Source organism: Streptomyces sp. NPDC025833, from assembly GCF_055558055.1.
In genome coordinates, this window is sequence record NZ_JBVHNF010000019.1 from 55,138 (window position 1) to 76,435 (window position 21,298).

The following is a 21,298-nucleotide window of genomic DNA, read 5'->3' on the forward strand; positions in this document are numbered from 1 at the left end:
CCCGGGCCCTCACCTCCATCATTCCGGGCGCTGCGGCCACGTCGCCAATACCTCGGCCGTCTCCTCGTCGGTGAGCGTGATCCGGGCGCCGGGCATGCTGCCGCGCTCCCCGATCCACGCGATGAACTTCCGGCGGGCCACACCTTCGACGTCCCACCAGCCGTGCAGCATCGTCCGCCCGCCCGCGGCGAGCGTCAGGTGGTAGCGGCCCGGCCTCACATCCGGCATGCGACCACCATGCGATCGCGGCCCGCATCGTGCCAGCGCAGACCGGGGCCGAGCACCCGGCGCCGGCAGACGGCCACGGCCGGGGCGCCACACGCCGAGCAGGGCTGCTGGGTCGCGGGGTGGTGCGCGGTCCGGTGGCCGGACGTGCGGAGGGGCCCGGCGGGGGCGGGTCCTGGGCGGCCGGATCGATGCCGAGGGCGGTCAGGATGTGCGGGTCATCCCCCGTGCTCGTGCTCGCCGCTGTCCTGGGGCAGCGGGGGTTGAGCGTGTGCCGTCGAACTGTGATCACACAGGCCAGGGATCGAACGGGCGCTCTACGCTGTCGCCCGAACAATCGGGGCGGGCCACGAGGGCAGGGGCATCAGATGGGGTGGGAGCTGGGGGTGGCCGGCCTCGCGGCCGGAATGCTGATAGCCGTGGTGACCGCGCCGGTCGGCGTCTCCGGAGCGGTGTTCCTGCTCCCTGTGCAGCTCAGCGTCTTCGTCGTGCCCAGCCCGGCCGTCACGCCCACCAACCTGCTCTACAACGTGGTGGCGGGACCGGGCGCCCTGCTGCGCTACCGGCGCAGCGGCGCCCTGGCCGGGCCGCTCGTACGCCGCCTCGTGCTGGGCACCCTGCCCGGCGTGGTCGTCGGAGCGGTCATCCGCGTGTTCGCCCTGCCCGGCCCCCGCGTCTTCCGCCTCCTGGTCGCCGCGCTGATGCTGCCCCTCGGCCTCTGGCTCATCGCCCGGACACTGCGCCCCACGTCCCCGGAGAACCGACGGCCCGAACCCAGCCCCCGGACGGTGACCGGTCTGGCGCTCGCGGTCGGTGTCGTCGGCGGCATCTACGGCATCGGCGGCGGCTCGATCCTCGGGCCCCTCCTCGTCGGACGCGGCGTCCCCGTCGCCAGGGTCGCCCCGGCCGCGCTCGCCTCCACCTTCGCCACGTCGCTGGTCGGCGCCTCCACCTACGCCCTGCTGTCCCTGGCCCACCGCGGCAGCATCGCCCCCGACTGGCCGCTCGGCCTGGCCTGCGGCCTGGGCGGTCTCATCGGCGGCTACCTCGGCGCGCGCCTCCAACCGCGCCTGCCCGAGACCCTCCTCCGATTCCTCCTCGGCATCCTGGCTGCCGCACTGGGCACTCTCTACTCACTCAGCGCACTGCGCTGACCTGGGCGATCAACCTTCGCTGTCGTTGAAGTCCCGCTCGTCCGCGCTGCGACGTTCATCTCTGCCCGCCTGGTGGGTGCGCAGGCGGTGGCACGGTCGGTCCGGGAGCCGGGGCGCATGGCGATCGGTCCGGCCACGGACAGGCGTCCCGAGCGTCGCCATGCTGGGTGGCGTCGTCACAGGGTGAGGGGGTCGGTGGCCGTGTAGCTGGCGTTGGTCAGGCCGGAGGGCGGCGCCTCCGGGCGCAGGAGGTCGGTGACGACGGTGGCGACGGTGTGGTGCCAGAGGCCGGAGCGGCGGAGCATGGCGTGGTCCCCGTCGCGGATGAGGATGACACCGGCGCGGGCTCCGGTCGTTCGGGCCCGGTGGACGTAGTCGGCGGAGGCGCGGGGGCTGGTGACCCGGTCGCGCTCGCCGTGCACGACGACGGCGTTCTTTCCGCTCAGTTGCTTGGCGGGTTCGCCTGGCGGAAGCCAGGGGGCGAGAGCGAGGACTCCGTGTACTTGGGGGTGGGAGGCTGCGCGCAGGGCTGCTCTGCCGCCCATGGAATGGCCGATGAGGATGGTCGGCACCGGCCCGGTGATCTGGTGGAGTTCGCTGAGTGCGCGGTAGGTGTCGTGCAGAGGATCGGCCTGGTTCCAGCCGCGGTGCCGGTAGCGGACGTGGGCCAGGACGATGTCGTCGAGGGGCGTGGCGGCCGCTGCTGCGCGCAGGACGGGTCGCATTCTCAGTGCCGCCAGGTGCCAGGGCTGTGATCTCTGATAGCTGTCGGCGCGTCCTCCGTGCAGGGTGATGATCGCCGCTCGGGGCCGCTGCGGGCAGTGCCGCAGCCGCAGCGCCTGTGCTGCTGCATTCGCGTCATGGTCTTGCACGGTCGGCACGTTGCCTTCCTTCCTCGGTCACTGCGCAGTGACACCTCGCGCCAGGAATCCGCAGCCGCCGGGAGAAAGGCTTGGTGCCCGTCAGGACGGGGGCCGGGGTGAGCCGGGTGCCCGGCCCAGCCCCGTCTCGGCGTCCGCGGTGTCGTGCGATCGGGTGATCCAAGCCGCCTTGAGCAGTCCGTAGCCAGGGTGGCACCGCATTACCGGTGCCGGCCGTGGCATGCGGCCCGCCGGCGGCGGTTGCCGCCGCAACGAGGAGGAAGGCACGTGAACATGAACAATGTGTGGTCTCGAGTGATGCGCGGTGCGGGTCTGGTGGCGGCTGCGGGCGCGGTCGTGCTCGCCGGCGCGGCGGCCGCGAGCGCCGACAGCGGCGCACAAGGGGCTGCCGTCGGCTCGCCGGGCGTGCTGTCGGGCAACGTGATCCAGATCCCGGTCAACATCCCGGTCAACGCCTGCGGCAACACCGTCAACGTCATCGGCTTGCTGAACCCGGCCTTCGGCAACACCTGCGTCAACAGCGGATGGCACACCCACAAGTGACGCGACAGCGCCACCGCGGTGGGCCCGCCGAGGGTGGCTGCGTTCCTGCGCAGGTGTCCACGGGCGAGGCATCCCAGCGGCAGCGGTGACGGCGATGTGCGTCGGCGCTCAACTGGGTAATCCGTAGCGGAATGCCGGGCGGATTGGTCGGGGATCTTTTTCCACCTGATCAGGTCTGAGACCAATCCGCCCGGCGGGCGGAACCGGATTCCCCCCGTGAGGGACGAAGAGAAGGATCAGCGAGGACGGCCGGGTTGGCCCCGTACGGTGCTGGGTGCGCTGAGCGGGGTGCTGGCCGGCTTCGCCGCACTGGCGGCGGCCGAACTGGTCGCGGCAGCGGTGCGGCCGCAGTCCAGTCCGGTCATCGCGGTGGGCGGCGCGTCCATCGACGCCACGCCCGCCGCGGTCAAGGACTGGGCGATCCGCCACTTCGGCACCAACGACAAGCTCGTGCTGCAGCTCGGCATCCTCGCCGTGCTGACCGTACTCGCCGTGGCGTTGGGCGTACTGGCGGTGCGGTTGCGGCGGGTCGGAGCCGCCGGAGTCCTTCTCTTCGGGGTCGTCGGTGCGGCGGCCGCTGTCAGCCGGCCCGACTCTGGCAGCCTGACCGACGCACTGCCTTCCGCCCTGGGGTCCATGGCCGGAGCGCTGCTTCTGTACCTGCTGGTGGGGCGCCTGGTCGCGGTCAGGTTGTCACCAGCGCCGGCGCCGGGGTCCGAGACCGGGGAAGCGGCCGCCGACCTGTCTGCGCCTCACGGATGGGACCGGCGGGGATTCGTGCTGGCGGCGGCCTCCACAGCGGCCGCCTCCGCCACGGTGGGCGCAGTCGGCCGGTCGCTGAACGCCTCGAGCGGCAAGAACGCGATCGCCTCCCGGAAGAAGGTCGTGCTCCCCTCTCCCGGATCACCGGCGCGACCGGTCCCCCCGCGGGCAGGTCTGCGCGTCCCGGGAATCAGCTCCTTCGTCACCCCCAACCCGGATTTCTACCGGGTGGACACCGCGCTGGTGGTGCCCAAGGTGGACGCCACCGCCTGGCGGCTGCGGATCCACGGCAGGGGCGTACGCCGCCCGGGCGTCTACTCCTTCGACGATCTGCTGCACCGCGAGCTGATCGAACGGGACATCACCCTGGCCTGTGTCTCCAACGAGGTCGGTGGCCCGTACGTGGGCAACGCGCGCTGGATCGGCGTACGGCTGGCCGACCTGCTCGCCGAATGCGGAGTGAAGCCTCCGTCCCAGGGAGGGCCGGCGGATCAGCTCGTGTCCCGGTCGGTGGACGGCATGACGATCGGCAGCCCGGTCGAGGACGTCATGGACGGCCGCGACGCCATGCTCGCGCTCGGCATGAACGGCGAGCCGCTGCCCTTCGACCACGGCTTCCCGGTCCGCATGGTCGTCCCGGGCCTGTACGGCTTCGTCTCCGCCTGCAAGTGGATCAAGGACATCGAGCTCACCACGTTCGACTCCTACGACCCGTACTGGGTCAAGCGCGGCTGGGCGCGCCGGGCCCCGGTCAAGACCGAGTCGCGGATCGACACCCCCAAGCCGTTCGCCCGGCCCGAGGCCGGCACGGTGATGGTGGCCGGGGTCGCCTGGGCCCAGCACCGGGGCATCGACAAGGTCGAGGTCCGCATCGACGACGGCCCCTGGCAGGAAGCCCACCTGGCTGCCGAGGACACCCGCGACACCTGGCGGCAGTGGTCGCTTCCCTGGCGGGCGACCAAGGGCGGCCACACCCTCACCGTCCGCGCCACCGACCGGACCGGCGCGGTGCAGACCGGCGAACGCACCCGCACGATCCCCGACGGCGCCAGCGGATGGCACTCCGTCGTCGTGACCGTCGAGTGATCCCGCCGCCCCCTCAAGGGCTCCGTGCCCTTCCCCTGAACCACTTTTCCGCGACATCCCGAACGCAGCCGCTTCACGCTGCACCGTCCGACAGGAGAATTCCGATGAACACCCGAATCCGCCGTACCGCTGGTCTGTTCGCCGCGGCCGCCGTGCTTCCCCTGGCCCTGACCGCCTGCTCCAACGACAGCAGCGACTCGGGCAAGTCCGACTCCTCGCCCAAGGCGTCGGCTCCGGCCGTCGAGAGCGGCGACGACATGAACGGTTCGACGGCCTCCTCGAGCAGCATGGACCAGCCGTTCGGACCTGCCTGTTCCTCCGTACCGGCAGACGGTGCCGGTTCCTTCGACGGCATGGCCAAGGACCCGGTGGCCACGGCCGCGTCCAACAACCCGGCGCTGTCCACGCTCGTGACGGCGGTGAAGAAGGCCGGGCTGGTCGACACCCTCAACAACGCCCAGAACATCACCGTGTTCGCGCCGACCAACGACGCCTTCAAGAAGATCCCGAAGGCCACCCTGGACAAGGTCCTGAACGACAAGGCGCAGCTGACGAAGATCCTCACCTACCACGTCGTCGGCCAGAGGCTCACCCCCAAGGACCTGGAGAACGGCTCCTTCGCGACCTTGGAGAAGTCGAAGGTCATGGCCGCCGGCTCGGGCGAGTCCTACACCGTCAACGGCTCCGCCAAGGTCGTCTGCGGCAACGTCAGGACCGCCAACGCCAACGTCTACATCATCGACACCGTCCTGATGCCCAAGAGCTGACACCACCACGAGCCGAGGACGCGCGCCTGCCCGATCGCCGTGACGGGAGCGACTCGGGCGGCGCGCGTCCTCCCACCGGGGTGTCCGCCAGCCCTCCCCCGGGCCCGGCGGGTGCCCCTCGTCAGAGGGCTGGTCCGCAGACCGCAAGGCCTGCGGACCAGCCCTCTGCGCTTGCCGTTCACCCGTCCGGGGAGGGAGAAAAGATCATGGAACGACCGTCCGAGGCGACCCCGAGCGCGCAGGTCACCCGCGCGCAGGGCCTGCGCCGCACGGCCGTCATCGGCAGCGGAGTGGCGGGGCTGACCGCCGCACACATCTTGGGCAGAGCCCATGACGTGACCCTGTACGAGGCGGACGACCGGCTCGGCGGCCACGCTCACACCCACGAACTGACCGCGTCCGATGGACGTACGCATCGCGTCGACTCCGGTTTCATCGTGCACAACCGCCGCACCTACCCGAACCTGCTGCGCCTCTTCCGCGAACTCGGCGTCGTCACGCAGGAGTCGGAGATGAGCATGTCCGTGCGGTGCGAGGGGTGCGGTCTGGAGTACGCCGGTGCCCGCGGCCTGCACGGACTGCTCGCCCAGCAGCGCAGCACCCTGCGCGGTCCGTACCTGCGCATGCTGGCCGAGGTGCCGCGCTTCCACCGGGCCGCCCGGCGCCTCCTCGCCGCGGGAGCCGACGACACGCTGACCCTCGGCGCCTTCCTGGACGGGGCCGGGTTCTCGCCGTACTTCCGGGCGCACTACATGACGCCGGTGGTGTCCGCGGTGTGGTCGTGTGATGCGCGGACGGCCCTGAGGTATCCGGCGGCCTACCTGTTCCGCTTCCTCGCCCACCACGGCATGCTCTCGGTGACCGGGTCACCGGTGTGGCGAACCGTCACCGGCGGCTCGAAGACGTACGTCGACCGGATCGCGGCCGGCTTGCACGAGGTGCGCGCCGGCACCCCGGTGCGGTCCGTGCTCCGGCACACGGACGGCGTGGAGGTGACCGCCGGCGACGGGAGCACCGCCTCCTACGACCACGTCGTCCTGGCTACCCACCCCGACCAGGCGCTGCGGCTGCTCGCCGACGCGACCCCCGACGAGAAGGAAGTCCTCGGCGCCTTCCGCTACTCCCGCAACGCCACCCTGCTGCACACCGACACCTCCCTGCTGCCGCGAGCGAGCGGGGCCCGCGCCTCCTGGAACTACCTGATGCCCGGCTGCCGGGCCGGCGCCGACCGGGTGCGGGTGAGCTACGACATGAACCGGCTCCAGCGCCTCGACGCAGCGCAGACGTACGTCGTGACCCTCGGCGGTGAGGACCGTGTCGCCCCGGCCCGGGTGCTGGCCCGCATGACCTACGAACATCCCGTCTACACGCCCGAGTCGGTCGCCGCCCAGCGCCGGCTGCCGGAACTGAACACGGCCGTCGCCGCGTTCGCGGGCGCCTACCACGGCTGGGGGTTCCACGAGGACGGCTGCCGCAGCGGTGTCGGGGCCGCCGCCGCCCTGGGGGTGCGCTGGTGACCGCTTCGTCAGCCCCGCGGCCGGCATCCACCGGGATACCGGCGCTGTACCCGTGCACGATCACCCACGTGCGCCGGGCACCGCAACGGTACGCCCTGCGACACCGCACCTACCTGTGGCTGGTCGACGTCGACCACCTTCCTGTGCTCCCGCGTCCGCTGCGCCCGCTCGCCCGCTTCCGTACTCGCGACCACTTCACCGGCCGTGCCCAGTCGATCCGGGCCGCGCTCGACGGCTTCCTGGACGAGCACGGCATCGACCTGCACGGCGGCCGGGTACTGATGCTCGCCCACGCCCGGATCCTCGGGCATGTCTTCAACCCGCTCACCCTGTACTGGTGCCATCGGCCCGACGGCGCCCTGCGCTGTGTAGTGGCCGAGGTCCACAACACCTACGGCGAGCGCCACGCCTACCTGCTGCACACCGACACGGCCGGCACCGCCACGGTCGGCAAGGACTTCTACGTGTCGCCGTTCAATCCGGTGGACGGCCGCTACGAGATGCGGCTTCCACCGCCCGGTGAGCGCCTGCGTCTGGCGATACAGCTGCATCGGCCCGGCAGCCCGCTCTTCACGGCAGTGGTCCACGGCGCGCGCCGCGAGGTAACCGCCCCGGCTCTGCTGCGCCTCGCCCTGCGCCACCCCTGGTCGACCCTCAGGGTGTCGGCCGCCATCCACTTCCACGGTATCCGCCTGCTTCTGCGGGGCCTGCCGGTGCAGCCGCGCCCGGGCCGCCGCACCCCGGAGAGTGCGTCATGACCCACGTCGAACCCTGCCCCGCTGTCCGCCACCGCCCCGGGGGTCACCGGACCGCACACGTCGATGCCGACCGCTGGCCCGATGTCGCGGCCGTTCCCGGGGCGTCCTGGCCGGTTCGGGCCGTCGCCCGGGCCGTACTGGAACGCGCCCTGCGGCGGCTGCCCCTGCGCGTGCGGTTCACCGACGGCACCACCCTCGGCCTGGGCGGCCCGCTGATAGAGGTGCGCAACCCGGAGGCGTTCCATTCCCGCATCGGCACCCGCGGGCTCATCGGTTTCGGTGAGTCGTACATGGCCGGCGAGTGGGACGCCCCGGACCTGGTCGGCGCACTCACCGTGCTCGCCGCCCACGCCGCCGACCTGATCCCGCCCCGGCTGCAGCGGTTGCGCGGCCTGTGGGCGCAGCGACAGCCCCCCGCACAGCGCAACACACCGGACGGGTCGCGCGGCAACATCAGCCGCCACTACGACCTGTCCAACGACCTGTTCACACTGTTCCTGGACGAGACGCTCAGCTACTCCGCCGCCGTCTTCCGGGGCTTTCCCGCCGACTGGTCGCTGCTCGCCGCCGCCCAGCACCGCAAGATCGACCGCATGCTCGACCTGGCCGGTGTCCGCGAGGGCACCCGCCTGCTGGAGATCGGCACCGGTTGGGGCGAACTCGCCCTGCGGGCGGCCGCCCGCGGCGCGTACGTCACCTCCCTCACCCTGTCGAAGGAGCAGCGGTACCTGGCCCTGGAACGCGTACGCGAGGCCGGGCACGCCGATCGCGTGTCGATCGAGCTGTGCGACTACCGGGAGGCACGCGGCACGTACGACGCGATCGTCAGCGTGGAGATGATCGAGGCCGTCGGCGCCGAGTTCTGGCCCGTCTACTTCCGCACCCTCGACGAGCGCCTGACGCCGGGCGGCCGGGCGGCGCTGCAGGCCATCACCATGCCGCACGAACGGATGCTGGCCAGCCGTGGCACCCACACGTGGATCCAGAAGTACGTCTTCCCCGGCGGCCTGCTCCCCTCCGCCCAGGCCATCGAGCAAGCGGTCCGTGAGCACACGGGTCTGGACGTGGCCGCCCGGGACGGCTTCGGCGCGCATTATGCCGAGACGCTGCGCCTGTGGCGGGAGCGGTTCACCGACCGCGCCGACGAGGTCGCCGCCCTCGGCTTCGACGGGACTTTCCGCCGTCTGTGGACCTTCTACCTGGCCTACTGCGAGGCCGGTTTCCGATCCGGCTACCTCGACGTCCAGCACTACCTGTTCACCAAGGAGAAGTCGGCGCGATGACGACCACCCGCACCCCCGCTCGTACCGGCGCCGCGCACCGGCTCGCCGCCCTTGCCGAGGACGCGCTCGGCGGTCCGCTGCCGGTGCGGCTGCGGACCTGGGACGGCAGCGAGACCGGACCCGCGGACGCTCCCGTGGTGGTCGTGCGCTCCCGGCGCGCGCTGCGCCGCCTGCTGTGGCAGCCCGGCGAACTCGGCCTCGCCCAGGCGTACGTGACCGGCGAACTCGACGTGGAGGGCGACCTGGGCCAGGGGCTGCGCGCCATGTGGGCCGCCGTGCGGGAGCGGGGCCTGCACGCGCCCCGGCTTTCCCCGGCCGACTGGACCCGCGCCGTTGCCGGGGCGGTGCGGCTCGGCGCCGTCGGCCCGCGCCCGCCCGCCCCCGCCACTCAGGCACGGTTGCGCGGCGGCCTGCACAGCAAGGGCCGCGACCGAGCGGCGATCAGCCACCACTACGACCTTTCCAACGACTTCTACCGTCTGCTGCTCGACGAGACGATGGCGTACTCCTGCGGCTACTGGACGGACGAAAAGCCCGGGGCCGGCCCGGCCGAGGCGCAGCGCGCCAAGCTGGAGCTGGTCTGCCGCAAGCTCGGCCTCGTGCCCGGAGCCCGCCTGCTGGACATCGGCTGCGGCTGGGGGGCACTGACCCTGTACGCGGCGGAAGAGCACAAGGCACAGGTCACCGCGGTCACCCTGGCCCGGGAGCAGGCCGCGTACGTGCGCGAGCAGGTCCGTGTCCGGGGGCTGGAACACCGGGTGGAGGTGGTGTGCCAGGACTACCGGGACATCACCGGCTCCGCCTACGACGCCGTCGCCACCGTCGAGATGGGCGAGCACGTCGGGGACGACGAATACCCCGCCTTCGCCGCCGCCCTGCACCGGCTGGTCCGCCCCCGGGGGCGCGTGCTGGTCCAGCAGATGTCCCGCGGCGCGAGCGCACCGGGTGGGGGTGCGTTCATCGAGGCGTACATCGCCCCTGACATGCACATGCGGCCGATGGGCGAGACCGTCGGCCTGCTGGAGGCGGCCGGCCTGGAGGTCCGGTCGGTGGAGTCGCTGCGCGAGCACTACGTGCGCACCATCAACGCCTGGCACCGCAGGCTGGAGGAGCGGTGGGCGGACTTCGTGCGGCTGGTGGGTGAGGAGACGGCCCGGGTGTGGCGGCTGTACCTGGTCGGCGGGGCCCTGGCCTTCGAGGAGCGGCGCATGGGGGTGGACCAGTTCCTCGCCGTACGTCCCGGGGCCACCGGCGGCAGCGGTCTGACCGGGGCGGAAGCGGCCGGCTGGTACCCGCATCCGGAGGAGCAGTGACTGCGCTCGCCCGGGACGCGTTCACCGCCAACCTCGGATGGGTCGCGGCCACTTCCCTGGCGGTCATGCTCGGCACCTTCGCCGTCGCCCGGAGGCTGGGCGTGCACCGTGTCGTCGACATCGCCTGGGGGGTGGCTCTCGCAGCCGCGGGCGTGGTGACCTTCGGCCTCTCAGGGGGCCAGGGTGATCCGGCCCGGCGCGTGCTGGTGACCGCCCTGACCGTCGTCTGGGGGCTGCGGCTCGCGGTGCACATCGCGCGCAGAGGCAGCGGCCACGGCGAGGACCCGCGGTACGAGGCGCTGCTGGCCCGCGCGCGGGGCAACCGGAATCTGTACGCCCTGCGGATGATCTACCTGCTGCAAGGGGCCCTGGTGTGGCTGGTGTCCCTGCCCGTGCAGGCCGCCCAGTACACGTCCCGCCCACTGTCCGCCCCGGCCTTCGCCGGCACGGCTCTCTGGGCTGTCGGCCTGTTCTTCGAGGCCGTCGGCGATGCCCAGCTGGCCCGTTTCAAGGCGGACCCGGCCAACCGGGGCCGCGTCATGGACCGGGGACTGTGGTCGTGGACCCGGCACCCCAACTACTTCGGGGACTTCTGCGTCTGGTGGGGGCTGTTCCTCATCGCCTGCGACGGCGGATGGCAGGCCGCAGCGGTGTCGGTTGTCTCACCGCTGGTGATGAGCGTGCTGCTGATCAACGGGAGCGGGAAACGGCTGCTGGAGCGGCACATGGCCGGCCGTCCCGGCTGGGCCGCGTACGCGGCCCGCACCAGCGGCTTCTTTCCCCGGCCACCGGGCCGAGACCGGTAGCAGCCGAGTGGGGCCCGCCCCTCGGGCGGGCCCCCACCCGCACCGTCAGGTCGGCACGCCGAGCAGGGCCACCGGGGTCGAGGTCGGCTGCTTCGATCCACCGGCCGGTTCCACCGTGATGCCGATACCCGAGGCACCGCCGACCGCTCCCCGCATCAGGACGGCCTGGCTGCTGCGGCCGGGGTCCATCAGGCCGGCCGCCCGCATCTTCCCGCCATCGGCGAACCACAACTGGTACACCTTGCCGCGCGGCGGTGCCGGCATCCTGGACGCCACGAACACGGCCCGGTCCCGGCCGGCGGAGACCACCAGCGTGCCCGTGCCGCCCGCCACCTTCGCCGAACGCGACTTGGCGTCGGGCGCGGCCAGCACCCCCGCCAGGTCCTCGGCGTGCCGCTGCGCCTGGGCAGTCTCGTGCCGGGCGTCCTTCGCGCGCTCGTACTGCCACGCGGCGGTTCCACCGAAGGCGGCCGCGGCGGCGACACTGGCGGCCAGCGCCCACCGGGTCAGGGCCCCTCCGCGCAGCGCGCGGCGGCGTACTCGCTGCAGCGGTGCGGCGCCGGGCGATACCTGCCGCACGGTGGTGATGCGCTGCAGCACCTCTTCCCGCATGACGGGGCGTGTGCGCACCGTGGAAGCCAGGGCCAGGCGTCCGGCGGTGGCGGTGAACTCGGCGACCTCCTGTGCGCAGGCGTCGCACGCGGCCAGATGCCGCTCGAAGGCGGCACGTTCCTCACCGTTCAGTGCGTGCACGGCGTAGGCGCCGGTCAGGGCGTGCGGATCGGTCGTGGTCATGCGGTCACCCCCAGGCAGTCGCGGAGCCGGATGAGTCCGTCGCGCAGCCGTGTCTTGACCGTGCCCAGCGGCAGGGCCAGTGCTTCGGCGACCTCCCGGTAGGTCAGGCCGCGGTAGTACGCGAGAGTGACCGACTGACGCTGCAGCTCGGTCAGGGTACGCAGGCAGCGCCTCACCTGCTCCTGCTCCAGCCGTGTTTCGACCTGCTCGGTCACCTCGTCGTAGGCCGGCTGGTGCTCGAGCAGCGCGGCCTTGGTGTCACGGGCAGCCGCGGCCTCCACCGACCGGACCCGGTCCACCGCCCGCCGGTGGGCGAGAGTGAGGATCCAGTTGATGGCCGTACCGCGCTCAGGCCGGTAGCGCGGGGCCGTGCGCCACACCTCCACCAGCACCTCCTGCGCCACCTCCTCCGACTGCGCCTGATCACGCAGAACGGCCCGGGCGACACCGAGGACGGAGCCGGCCACAGCGTCGTAGAGCGCGGCGAAAGCCTCCTGATCGCCCAACGCCACCTCGTGGACCAGCTGCTGCAGATCAGGCCGGGCAGCCGGATGACTGCCGATATGTACAGGTTCCTTCACAATGGCTCTCCCAAGGCAGCGGCGGAGCGGAACAGCCCTGTGTAATCCGGGGCCACCTGAGCTGAAGATTGGTCGCGTACGTGCAGAACACATCCTCCCGTTCACCTGGTACTTGGTAACTGGTCGACGGGCGCCGAAGCGGTCGGGGCGGCACCGAGACCCGGCAACGGCCCCGGCTGACGGGCCGCGCTCCACCAGCTCTTCCAGAGAGAAGGGATCCGGCAGGTAGGGGGTCCAGGCGATCGCCGACAAGGCCGAGACCACCAAGATGGCGATCTACCGGCACTTCGAGACCAAGGACGCGCTGGTCGCGGAATGGCTGCGGATCGTCGCCGCCGATTATCGGGCCGCCTTCGACCGCGTGGAAACCGAATACCCCGACCAACCCGAGGAGCAGATTCTGGGCCTGGCCCGCTTCGTCGCCGAGGGGCTGCCGGCGCTCTCACACAGGGGCTGCCCGTTCATCAACTCCCTCGCCGAGCTGCCCGACCGCCCTCATCCGGCACGGCAAGTGATCGAGGAGCACAAGGCCCACCAGACCCGCAGGCTGATCGGCATGTGCACCAAAGCCCGGATGCCCGACCCCGGACAGGCCGCGGCCGAGATCACCTTCGTACTCGAAGGGGCGCAGGTCAGCACACAGAACGGAAGCATCGATCAGACGGGAGACCGGCTGATGAAGATCGTCGAGTGAATCGTGGACCGGCACCGCTCCCACCTCGGCGCACGCAGGAGGGCCGACTGACCGCCCCGCGCCGCCCGCCGGCCCGTGGATTCCGCCGGTCGCAGTCGAGACGGCGCGGACCGTGGAGAGCGGTCCTTTGTCCCGGGTTCGGCGATGGTGTGGCCGGTCTATACCCTGGTTCGGGTTGTCGGTGAACCTTCGGGCGGAGGAGGCTGCGGGTGTTCTCGGTTCGGGTCACGCAGAGGGCGCAGGGTGTGGTGTTGGCGCTGCGCGGGGAACTGGACTTCCACAGTGCGGTGCAGGTGCACGAGGCCGGTGAGGAAGCGCTGGCCCGTGGTGCGGAGGCGGGGCCAGTGGTGCTCGACTGCGCTGCCCTGTCGTTCTGCGATTCCACCGGGATCAGTGCCATGGTGCGGCTGCACCAGCAGCTGGCCGGTCAGGAGCGGGCCCTGAGGCTGGCGAACCTGCCCGAGGCAACGGTCAATCTCTTCTCGGTCACGGGGCTGGACCAGGTTCTGGCGGTGTACGCCGACGTGGACGAGGCCCTGGCTGTGGGGACCGGGCGGCGTGGCGATACGGGCGCTGCCCGGGGTATTGCGGCGCAGACGAAGGAGAGGCAGAAAATATGACGCGCGTACCGGGACAGCACGCCTCTCCGTCTGCCGGAGCGGCGGGCGCGCGTTCCGCTGCCGTCACGGACACGGATCACGACTTGCGGGCGCTGTTCGGGCAGTCGTCGGCCGTGTTCGCCTCCCTGGCCGGTCCGGCGCACATGCTGGAGAACGCGAACACCGCGTTCTTCACGGCGATCGGCGGACCGAAGCGTACCCGCACCGGTGTGCCGCTGGGGCAGCTGATGCCGGAACTCGCCGACCAGGGCTTCCTGGGTCTTCTGGACCGCGTCTACCGCACCGGCACGGCCTATACCGCCCGGGATGCCCGCGTGCTGCTCGGGGAGGGGCCGGACGCCCGTGAGGCGTTCTTCGACTTCACCTACGAACCCCGTCTGGACACCGGCGGCAACGTCATGGGTGTGCGTGTGATCGGAGTGGAGACCACCCAGGCCAAGCACGCGCAGCGGCTGGCGGCCGAGCACCGGGTCCTGCTGGAGCAGATCGCCCGGCAGGCCCCGCTGCCCGAGGTCCTGGACGGCATGGCCCGCGCGATCGAGAATCTCACCCCCGAAGAGGTGCTGGTCTCCGTCCTGCTCGCCGACGCCGACGGCCGGCACCTTCGCCACGGCGCCGCCCCGAGTCTGCCCGACTTCTACAACCGGGCCATCGACGGCATCGCCACCGGCGAGGGCGTCGGCTCCTGCGGCACCGCCGCCCACCGCCGCCGGCCGGTGATCGTCACCGACATCGCCACCGACGCCTTCTGGGACGACTTCCGCGACCTGGCCGACAAGGCCGGCGTGGCCGCCTGCTGGTCCACCCCGATCCTGGCCCGCGACGGCGCGCTGCTGGGTACCTTCGCGATGTACCACCGCGTCCCGCGCGCCCCGCAGGAGACCGACCTCGCGCTCGCCCGGCTCTTCGCCGACACCGCGGCCCTGGCCATCGAACGCCACCGGGCCGAGCAGGCACGCCAGGCGGCCGAGGCCCGCGAGAAGGCCGCCCGCAACGACCTCGCCTTCCTCCTGACCACGAGCACTGCCCTGAGCACCGGGCTGGACGCCGCCCAGACGCTGAACCGCCTGGCCGATGCCTGCACTCCGCGTCTGGCACCCCTGTGCGCGGTCGATGTCGTCGAAGGCGGACGGGTACGCCGCGTCGCCACCGCTGCCCCCACCCGCGAGCAGCAAGACCTGCTCGCTGCCCACATCCCTGTCTACGACGCCGATGACGACGCTGTCGCCCGCGTCCTGGCCTCCGGTCTGTCCGAGATCGCCCGCCGGCCCCCCACGGGCCCCGGCCCCTGGCACGACCTCGGCGTCACCGGCTACCTGTGCGTTCCCCTCCAGGACCGCGACAGCCCGTTCGGCACGGTGACCCTGCTGTCCACCGGCGAGCACGCCTTCGACGGCCACACCGTCGCCCTGGCCGAAGAACTCGTCTCCCGTGCCGCGCTGGCCGTCCGCAACGCCCGCCAGTACACCCACCGTGCCGCACTCGCCCGTGACCTCCAGGCCGGCCTCCTCCTGCCCGAGCTGCCCCGGCTGCCCGGCGCCGAGGTGGCCACCTACTACCACCCCGCCGGCGAGGGGCTCGACATCGGCGGCGACTTCTACGACGTCTTCCCCCTGGACAACGGCCGCTGGGCCTTCATGCTCGGCGACGTCTGCGGCCGCGGCGCCATCGCCGCCACCACCACCGCCCTGGTCCGCCACACCGCCCGCGCCGTCGCCCCCCTCGTCCCAGGCGCCCAGGCAGTCGTCGAAGCCATCAACCGGGCCCTGCGCAACAGGCCCGCCGGACACGGCACCGGCTTCGTCACCCTTCTCTACGGGCAGCTCACCCCCACCCCCACCGGCCTGGACATCGAACTCGTCCGCGCCGGCCACGCCCTGCCCCTGCACCTGGACACCCGCCACACCCCTCACCTCCTCGACGCACCCGGCACCCTGCTGGGTATCGGCCCCCACACCCACCTCACCCCCCACCACCTGCACCTGCATCCGGGGGAGAGCCTGGTGCTCTACACCGACGGCATCACCGAAGCACGCCGCCACGACGGTGAACTCTTCGGCGACCAACGCCTCACCGACGCGGTCCGCGGCACACCGCCCCGGCCCACCGCCCAGCACCTGATCGACACCATCACCCAGGCCGTGCACACCTTCACCGACGGCCACAGCATCGACGACGACCAGGCCATCCTCGTCCTCAACGCCACCGAACCCGGCTGAACCTCCCGGCGAGCACGACGACTCGGCCGAGAGAACCGGACGCTGACGGCCCGTACGCCGTCCGGCTGTGACCAGTGCCCGGCACCTTCGTCACCCTCGTCCGACTCGGGCATGATCCAGGCCATGGCTGTCGGCGTACGCATCAACGTGCCGCCGGGCCGTCAGCTTGCGTGTCGTAGGCGGCGCGGGCGGCGCGCACCTCGTCCATGTGTTCCTCCGCCCATCCTTTGATCGCGTACATGACTGGCAGCAGCGAGCGGCCGAGCGCGGTCAGTTCGTATTCGACGCGGACCGGGACGGCGGGGATCACCGTCCGCGAGACCAGCCCGTCGCGTTCCAGGCGCCGCAAAGTCTGCGTGAGCATTTTCTGGCTCACGCTCGCCAGCCTGCGTTGCAGGTCGGTGTACCGCTGTGGCCCGTCGGCAAGCGCGTTGACAGCGAGGCTGACCCACTTGTCGGCGATGCGGTCCAGTAGCTGCCGGGCGGGGCATTCGGCGAGGTAGGCGTCGTAGGAGACGCGCGCCTCGGCTCGGCGCTGGGCGACGGTGCGGGTGGCCATGGCTCTCCTTCCGGTGCCGTAGGCACCTCGAAGTGCGTACTTCCCGGTGGGGAGTAGCAATCTCTACGGTGTGCAACATGATGACCGAAGAGGGGATGAGGGCGGTGGTCGCCTGCGGTTACGGCGGACCCGAGGTGCTCGAGACGGTGACGGTTCCACTGCCGGAACCCGGCCCCGGGCAGATACGGATCCGCGTCGAGGCCGCGACCGTCAATCCCGTCGACCTGGTCACCCGTTCCGGTGCGCTCGTCGAAGCCGGGCTGATGGCCGCCCGCGAGTACACGGGCATCGGCTGGGACGTCGCGGGCGTGGTCGACCGGACCGGAGCGGGAGTGACGGCGTTCGCGCCGGGCCAGCGGGTGATCGGGCTGCGCGACCTGCTCGACGTACCGCTGGGCGCCTACTCCGAATACCTGGTCCTGGAGGCCGCGGCAGCCGCACCCGCTCCGCCCGGTGTCTGTGCTGCGGCCGCGGCAACGCTGCCGCTGAACGGTCTCACCGCTCTCCAGGCCCTCGACCTGCTCGATCTCGCTGCGGGCGACACCGTGCTGGTGACCGGGGCGGCCGGGGCGGTCGGTGGCTTCGCCGTCGAACTGGCGGTGCGGCGCGGCCTGCGCGTCATCGCCCAGGCCGGTGCCGCCGATGAAGAGTTCGTCCGAAGTCTCGGCGCCGAATGGATCGTCAGCCGTGACGCTTCTGATCTCGCGACCGATGTCCGGCGCTTGGTGCCGGGCGGCGCCGACGGCGCGCTCGACACGGCGGGACTCGGCATCCGAGCCCTGGCCGCCGTCCGCACCAGGGGCGCTCACGTCACGGTGGTCGGCGGTTCAGCCCCGCTTCCGTTGCGCGGCATCCGGGTCCACCAGCAGTGGATCAGTTCTGACGGGGCCGCCTTGGCTGAGCTCGCCGCCATGGGTCTGACTCTGCGAGTTGCCGACATCCTTCCGTTCGAGCGCGCGGCCGAGGCTCACGATCGCCTCGCAGCGGGCGGTATGCGCGGCCGACTGGTGCTGGTTCCTTCCGAAGGGCCTGATTCGAGCCGGCGGCGGTCTCCTGAACGCTGTTGAAACCCGTACGGGCGAGTGCCGCGGCGCGTTCGGCCGGGAGGAGGGTGCCCGCCCAGCCGGCCAGGAGCCGGCGCGGTCGGCCAGTCACTCCCGGCGGCGTGAGGGGGGCGGCGGGTCGGGAGCGCATGCTGCTTCCTGAGAGGCCACCACCTCGTCGCCGTGCTCGAAGGCCCATGCACCGACGGCGTCGATGGGTGCCAGCAAGGTCCGCCCCAGATCGGTGAGTTGGTACTCGACCCGTGATGGGCGATCGCCGTCCGCCTGCCGGGCGACCAGTCCGTTGAACTGAAGCCGGCGCAGAGTCTCGGTGAGTACCTTCGAGCTGATGCCCCCGATCCGCTCTCGTAGTTCGACCGGGCGCCTGGGGCCGTCGCGCAGTGCCCAGATCACCACGGCGTTCCAGGTGTTGGAGAGCAGGTCGAAGGCGAGGCGGGCACGGCAGTCGGCGAGGAAGGCGTCGGTCGTCACGTACCAAATGGTGCCCGAACGGCCGTCTAGCGTCGTTGCGAACGGTAGAGGCAGGCACGAGAGGGACCGCGTGATGAGAATCGGTGTACTGGGCACGGGCAACATGGCCGACGCGCTCGCCACCCACTGGGTGCGGGCCGGGCACGAGGTGGTGATCGGGGGACGGGACCCGCACAAGGCCGAGCGGCTCGCGACGCGCATGGGAGGCGGCGCGAAGGCGGCAAGTCTGCGCGCGGCGGCCGCGTCCGGTCAGGTCGTGTTGGCCGCGCTGCCCTTCGGGGTGGGAGCAGACGTGGTGCGGGACCTGCGCACGGCCTTGGAGGGCAAGGTGGTGCTGGACTGCTCCAACCCGGTCGGGCCGGGCTTCCGGCTGCTGACGGAAGGCGGTCCCTCCGCCGCGCGGCAACTGGCTACGGCGGCCCCGGGAGCCCACGTGGTCAAGGCTTTCAACCTCTGCCACGAGGACGTGTGGCGCATGCGGCCGCCCGTCTTCGACGGGCGGCCCTTGGCTGTTCCGGTCTGCGGGGACGACGAGACGGCCCTCGCGCGTGTACACGAGTTGGTACGGGACGTGGGCTGCGAACCCGTGGCCGGCGGCGGTCTCGAACGTGCGGGACTCCTGGAAGCGACCGCCGCGCTGTTCATCGCGCTGTGGGTCGGCGAGGGAGCGGATGCCCAGGCGATCGCCCCTCCGCTGGCATACGCGACCGGGCCGATCCACCAGGAAAACGACGTGTACTGACCCGGTTCAATCAGTGGAGAGTTGCGCCGAATCTGGTCATGGGGCCTCGAAGTGGGTCACGGCCAGCGCCTTGTCCACCCGGGCGGCGGCCAAGTCGTCGTGGCGGATCACGAAACTCGTGCAGTACTCCTCGTAGACCCGGGCCTCACTGACGAGCGATATCCATTCGCTCGTCAGTCGGTGCTTTTCCTCCTCCAGGCAGGAATGCCATTTCGCGATCGGGATGGCTGGGATCCCGCCTGCTTTCTCGCGTCCCGCGAGGGTCTGCTCCGCGATGCTGGTGATCACCTCGTCATCGGCATACCCGCCGATGGCAACGCCGGCGCCAGACGGCCAGAGGTCGTGGGCGAGAGCCCGGAGTTCGTCCAGGTGCGGCAGGCCGCGCTCCATGTACCGGGCCAACTGCTGCTGGAAGGGCGACATGTCCTCCCAATCGAGATCCTCCCAGAACTCGTGCCAGTCCTCGTCCTCGTCGCTCTCCCGGAGCCAGAGGGGGAGTTCGGCTCTGAGCTCGGCGCCGACGTCGAGTTGCTCGCGGACATACGTGGAGCCGGGGTCTTCCGCGACCGCGGTTTCGGTGCCGGCCGGTACATACACGACTCGCGCGTACCTCCCGGAACCATCCTCATGATCCATCTCCTGGTTCACGAAGAAGAGCAGCGTCCCGTCCGCCGGCAGGTCGAAGCCGTCGACACTCGGCAGCGCCCCACAACCGACGGAAAGGAGCAACGGCAACGGTACGTCCCCGGCGGACGGCCACTTCATTCCCACCGGCAGCCGGGGCAGCCCACCGAGCTGCCCGACCGGAGAACCACTGCCCACGGCCAATCCGATCGACAGGCGAAGGTGCTGGCTGAATCTGCTGATCTCGTCGCCCGGGATGCCCAACTCAAGCGCTGCCCGACGGAACTCTCCCCGGTGGTCCATGCCCGAGAAGATAATCCCTTTCCGGCCCGGGGCACCCGCAGCACGCATCCGCCCTGTTCAGACGTCTGGACCCCGTCCCCCGGGACCCTGCGACGGTCCGACGGCCGTCGCGGCCCCCGGCGCCGAACATGCATTCTCTTGCCTGGCCCGGCGTCGAGGAGTTCACTGGTGCGATGCCGACCTTGGTCGCGACGATGACGGGCTTCTGGCCCTCGCGTCGTGTGTATCTCTTCGACGGTTTCTGTAGCCGGGCGTCGTGATCCCGCTCCGCGCCATCACCCCGGCCGCGCCCTTCCCCGTACGAGAGAACCGAGGCCCGTCATGTCCGTCACCGATGAACTGCTCGCCAACAACGCCCGCTACGCCGAGACCTTCACCGGTCCGCTCCCCCTGCCGCCCTCCCGCCAACTGGCCGTCGTGGCCTGCATGGACGCCCGGCTGAACGTCTACGCGATCCTAGGCCTGAACGACGGCGAGGCGCACGTCATCCGCAACGCCGGCGGGGTGGTGACCCAGGACGAGATCCGCTCGCTCGCCATCAGCCAGCGCCTTCTTGGCACCGAGGAGATCATCCTCATCCACCACACCGACTGCGGCATGCTGACCTTCACCGATGACGGGTTCAGGGACGCGGTCCAGAAGGACACCGGGATCCGTCCGCCCTGGGCGGCGGAGGCGTTCCCCGACCTGGAGGAGGACGTACGGCAGTCCGTCGCGCGCATCAAGGCCGACCCGTTCGTCGTCCACAAGGACCGCGTCCGCGGTTTCGTCTTCGACGTGGCCACGGGCAGGCTCTCGGAAGTCCGCTGACCGGGTTCCCGCCGTCGTGCCGGAGGCCGGCGTACTGACGGCGGAAAGGCTCAGCTGATGGCTGGGCGCGGGTCGTTGAGGAGCCGGTGACGGGCAGCGGCCCCGCAGACAGGAGGCGCAGAGTTCCGCTGCTGGGCCTGCGGGGCCGGTGCATCACTCACGTACCCTGCGATGCGCCCGATACGCCCGATCCCTCCCAACGACGTGCGGCACAGGAGGTCGTGTCACGCGAGTGGGGCCCGGCCGCATCCGGCCGGGCCCCACTCGTCTCGCACGTGACGCGTTCCTCGCGCCAGGTGTGTCGGTCGTCTACCAGCGGTACCAGCGGCCCTTTCGGCCACCGCTGTCCGCGGTGCGGACGACGAAGCCCAGCACCCACACGACGAGCACGATCACCGCGATCCACCACAACGCCTTCAGAGCGAAACCCGCACCGAAGAGGATCAGAGCCAGAAGAAGAACCAGAAGCAGGGGAACCATTGTTATCAACCTCCTGACCAGCAGATGCCCTTACTTTTTTCCGACAACCCCACAAAGCAGGAGTTATTTCCGGGCGGCGCAGGGCATATACGCGGGCGCCAGGCCTGGTTCCCCCAGTCCCCCTTCCTCACGCATCGCTGGTCCACCCATTCGCACAGCCGAGGAACTGGTGGACGGCATGGTGCTGCTCACTCGGCAACGACTCACCGGAGAGGGCCGCCGCCGCTCGCTCGTGAGGCCT

General features: G+C 71.3%; 22 protein-coding genes and 3 pseudogenes. 16 read left to right on the plus strand and 9 right to left on the minus strand.

Translation table 11 applies throughout. The annotated features are described in order from the left end of the window. Positions 1-18 precede the first annotated feature (18 nt). Positions 19-228 carry a hypothetical protein gene (locus ACZ4K2_RS29895; protein ID WP_467479625.1) on the minus strand — a complete coding sequence of 70 codons (210 nt, stop codon included), beginning with the start codon at positions 226-228 and terminating at the stop codon, positions 19-21. Positions 229-593: 365 nt separating this feature from the next. On the opposite strand from ACZ4K2_RS29895, the gene ACZ4K2_RS29900 reads away from it, so the two are divergent. Then, positions 594-1,379, plus strand: a complete 786-nt coding sequence (locus tag ACZ4K2_RS29900; protein WP_467479623.1) for a sulfite exporter TauE/SafE family protein — start codon at positions 594-596, stop codon at positions 1,377-1,379. A 27-nt stretch (positions 1,380-1,406) separates the two neighbouring features. Here the strand turns inward: ACZ4K2_RS29900 and ACZ4K2_RS29905 are convergent. Together ACZ4K2_RS29905 and ACZ4K2_RS29910 are read right to left on the minus strand one after the other, a co-directional pair. Next, positions 1,407-1,537 (minus strand): annotated as a pseudogene (locus tag ACZ4K2_RS29905) (IS630 family transposase); the annotation flags it as partial. Between the two features lie 18 nt (positions 1,538-1,555). Then, a complete protein-coding gene (locus tag ACZ4K2_RS29910) occupies positions 1,556-2,260 on the minus strand; it encodes an alpha/beta fold hydrolase (protein ID WP_467479621.1) in 705 nt (234 codons plus the stop codon). A gap of 273 nt (positions 2,261-2,533) precedes the next feature. On the opposite strand from ACZ4K2_RS29910, the gene ACZ4K2_RS29915 reads away from it, so the two are divergent. The 8 genes from ACZ4K2_RS29915 (at position 2,534) to ACZ4K2_RS29950 (ending at position 11,095) form a co-directional block, all read left to right on the plus strand. After that, positions 2,534-2,803: a chaplin gene (locus ACZ4K2_RS29915; protein ID WP_467479705.1), complete on the plus strand. Its 270-nt coding sequence runs from the start codon at positions 2,534-2,536 to the stop codon at positions 2,801-2,803. Positions 2,804-3,019: 216 nt separating this feature from the next. Further along, positions 3,020-4,651 (plus strand): molybdopterin-dependent oxidoreductase, encoded by a 1,632-nt coding sequence (locus tag ACZ4K2_RS29920; RefSeq protein ID WP_467479620.1) that lies wholly within the window; start codon positions 3,020-3,022, stop codon positions 4,649-4,651. A gap of 104 nt (positions 4,652-4,755) precedes the next feature. Further along, positions 4,756-5,418 carry a fasciclin domain-containing protein gene (locus tag ACZ4K2_RS29925; protein WP_467479618.1) on the plus strand — a complete coding sequence of 221 codons (663 nt, stop codon included), beginning with the start codon at positions 4,756-4,758 and terminating at the stop codon, positions 5,416-5,418. A 206-nt stretch (positions 5,419-5,624) separates the two neighbouring features. After that, positions 5,625-6,935, plus strand: a complete 1,311-nt coding sequence (locus ACZ4K2_RS29930) for an NAD(P)/FAD-dependent oxidoreductase (protein ID WP_467479616.1) — start codon at positions 5,625-5,627, stop codon at positions 6,933-6,935. A gap of 68 nt (positions 6,936-7,003) precedes the next feature. Continuing rightward, positions 7,004-7,693: a DUF1365 domain-containing protein gene (locus ACZ4K2_RS29935; protein ID WP_467479614.1), complete on the plus strand. Its 690-nt coding sequence runs from the start codon at positions 7,004-7,006 to the stop codon at positions 7,691-7,693. Further along, entirely contained in the window at positions 7,690-8,976 is a 1,287-nt protein-coding gene (locus ACZ4K2_RS29940) for a class I SAM-dependent methyltransferase (RefSeq protein WP_467479612.1), read from the plus strand. Before ACZ4K2_RS29935 ends, ACZ4K2_RS29940 begins: the two co-directional genes overlap by 4 nt. Beyond that, positions 8,973-10,289 carry a class I SAM-dependent methyltransferase gene (locus tag ACZ4K2_RS29945; protein WP_467479610.1) on the plus strand — a complete coding sequence of 439 codons (1,317 nt, stop codon included), beginning with the start codon at positions 8,973-8,975 and terminating at the stop codon, positions 10,287-10,289. Before ACZ4K2_RS29940 ends, ACZ4K2_RS29945 begins: the two co-directional genes overlap by 4 nt. 65 nt (positions 10,290-10,354) lie before the next feature. Beyond that, positions 10,355-11,095, plus strand: coding sequence for a DUF1295 domain-containing protein (locus tag ACZ4K2_RS29950; protein ID WP_467479703.1), 741 nt, complete (start codon positions 10,355-10,357; stop codon positions 11,093-11,095). A gap of 45 nt (positions 11,096-11,140) precedes the next feature. On the opposite strand, the gene ACZ4K2_RS29955 is transcribed toward ACZ4K2_RS29950, so the two are convergent. Together ACZ4K2_RS29955 and ACZ4K2_RS29960 are read right to left on the minus strand one after the other, a co-directional pair. After that, positions 11,141-11,890, minus strand: a complete 750-nt coding sequence (locus ACZ4K2_RS29955) for an anti-sigma factor (RefSeq protein ID WP_467479608.1) — start codon at positions 11,888-11,890, stop codon at positions 11,141-11,143. Beyond that, entirely contained in the window at positions 11,887-12,471 is a 585-nt protein-coding gene (locus ACZ4K2_RS29960; protein ID WP_467479606.1) for a sigma-70 family RNA polymerase sigma factor, read from the minus strand. Before ACZ4K2_RS29960 ends, ACZ4K2_RS29955 begins: the two co-directional genes overlap by 4 nt. A 216-nt stretch (positions 12,472-12,687) precedes the next feature. On the opposite strand from ACZ4K2_RS29960, the pseudogene ACZ4K2_RS29965 reads away from it, so the two are divergent. From ACZ4K2_RS29965 to ACZ4K2_RS29975, 3 genes and pseudogenes are all read left to right on the plus strand, one after another. After that, positions 12,688-13,165, plus strand: a pseudogene (locus ACZ4K2_RS29965) (TetR/AcrR family transcriptional regulator). A 209-nt stretch (positions 13,166-13,374) separates the two neighbouring features. Next, on the plus strand, positions 13,375-13,785 hold the full coding sequence (locus ACZ4K2_RS29970; protein WP_467479604.1) for an STAS domain-containing protein: 411 nt from the start codon (positions 13,375-13,377) through the stop codon (positions 13,783-13,785). An 83-nt stretch (positions 13,786-13,868) separates the two neighbouring features. Then, the gene (locus ACZ4K2_RS29975; protein WP_467479602.1) at positions 13,869-16,004 is read left to right on the plus strand and encodes a GAF domain-containing SpoIIE family protein phosphatase; all 2,136 of its coding nucleotides are present in this window, start codon (positions 13,869-13,871) and stop codon (positions 16,002-16,004) included. 142 nt (positions 16,005-16,146) lie between these two features. On the opposite strand, the gene ACZ4K2_RS29980 is transcribed toward ACZ4K2_RS29975, so the two are convergent. Continuing rightward, entirely contained in the window at positions 16,147-16,563 is a 417-nt protein-coding gene (locus ACZ4K2_RS29980; RefSeq protein ID WP_467479600.1) for a winged helix-turn-helix transcriptional regulator, read from the minus strand. An 80-nt stretch (positions 16,564-16,643) separates the two neighbouring features. Here ACZ4K2_RS29980 and ACZ4K2_RS29985 point away from each other — a divergent pair, with 80 nt between their 5' ends. Continuing rightward, the gene (locus tag ACZ4K2_RS29985; protein ID WP_467479701.1) at positions 16,644-17,630 is read left to right on the plus strand and encodes an NADP-dependent oxidoreductase; all 987 of its coding nucleotides are present in this window, start codon (positions 16,644-16,646) and stop codon (positions 17,628-17,630) included. An 84-nt stretch (positions 17,631-17,714) separates the two neighbouring features. Here ACZ4K2_RS29985 and ACZ4K2_RS29990 read toward each other — a convergent pair whose 3' ends face one another. Continuing rightward, positions 17,715-18,098 (minus strand): winged helix-turn-helix transcriptional regulator, encoded by a 384-nt coding sequence (locus ACZ4K2_RS29990; RefSeq protein ID WP_467479598.1) that lies wholly within the window; start codon positions 18,096-18,098, stop codon positions 17,715-17,717. Between the two features lie 73 nt (positions 18,099-18,171). Between ACZ4K2_RS29990 and ACZ4K2_RS29995 the strand changes: the two genes are divergently transcribed. Continuing rightward, entirely contained in the window at positions 18,172-18,840 is a 669-nt protein-coding gene (locus ACZ4K2_RS29995; RefSeq protein ID WP_467479596.1) for an NADPH-dependent F420 reductase, read from the plus strand. Positions 18,841-18,876: 36 nt separating this feature from the next. Here ACZ4K2_RS29995 and ACZ4K2_RS30000 read toward each other — a convergent pair whose 3' ends face one another. Further along, on the minus strand, positions 18,877-19,767 hold the full coding sequence (locus ACZ4K2_RS30000; RefSeq protein WP_467479594.1) for a DUF1963 domain-containing protein: 891 nt from the start codon (positions 19,765-19,767) through the stop codon (positions 18,877-18,879). Between the two features lie 321 nt (positions 19,768-20,088). On the opposite strand from ACZ4K2_RS30000, the gene ACZ4K2_RS30005 reads away from it, so the two are divergent. Continuing rightward, positions 20,089-20,577 (plus strand): beta-class carbonic anhydrase, encoded by a 489-nt coding sequence (locus ACZ4K2_RS30005; protein ID WP_467479592.1) that lies wholly within the window; start codon positions 20,089-20,091, stop codon positions 20,575-20,577. A 309-nt stretch (positions 20,578-20,886) separates the two neighbouring features. Here the strand turns inward: ACZ4K2_RS30005 and ACZ4K2_RS30010 are convergent, their stop codons facing one another. Then, complete coding sequence (locus ACZ4K2_RS30010; protein ID WP_467479590.1) at positions 20,887-21,057, minus strand: hydrophobic protein; 171 nt, start codon at positions 21,055-21,057, stop codon at positions 20,887-20,889. A gap of 142 nt (positions 21,058-21,199) precedes the next feature. Between ACZ4K2_RS30010 and ACZ4K2_RS30015 the strand changes: the two are divergent. Beyond that, positions 21,200-21,295 (plus strand): annotated as a pseudogene (locus ACZ4K2_RS30015) (TetR family transcriptional regulator); the annotation flags it as partial. Positions 21,296-21,298: the final 3 nt, after the last annotated feature.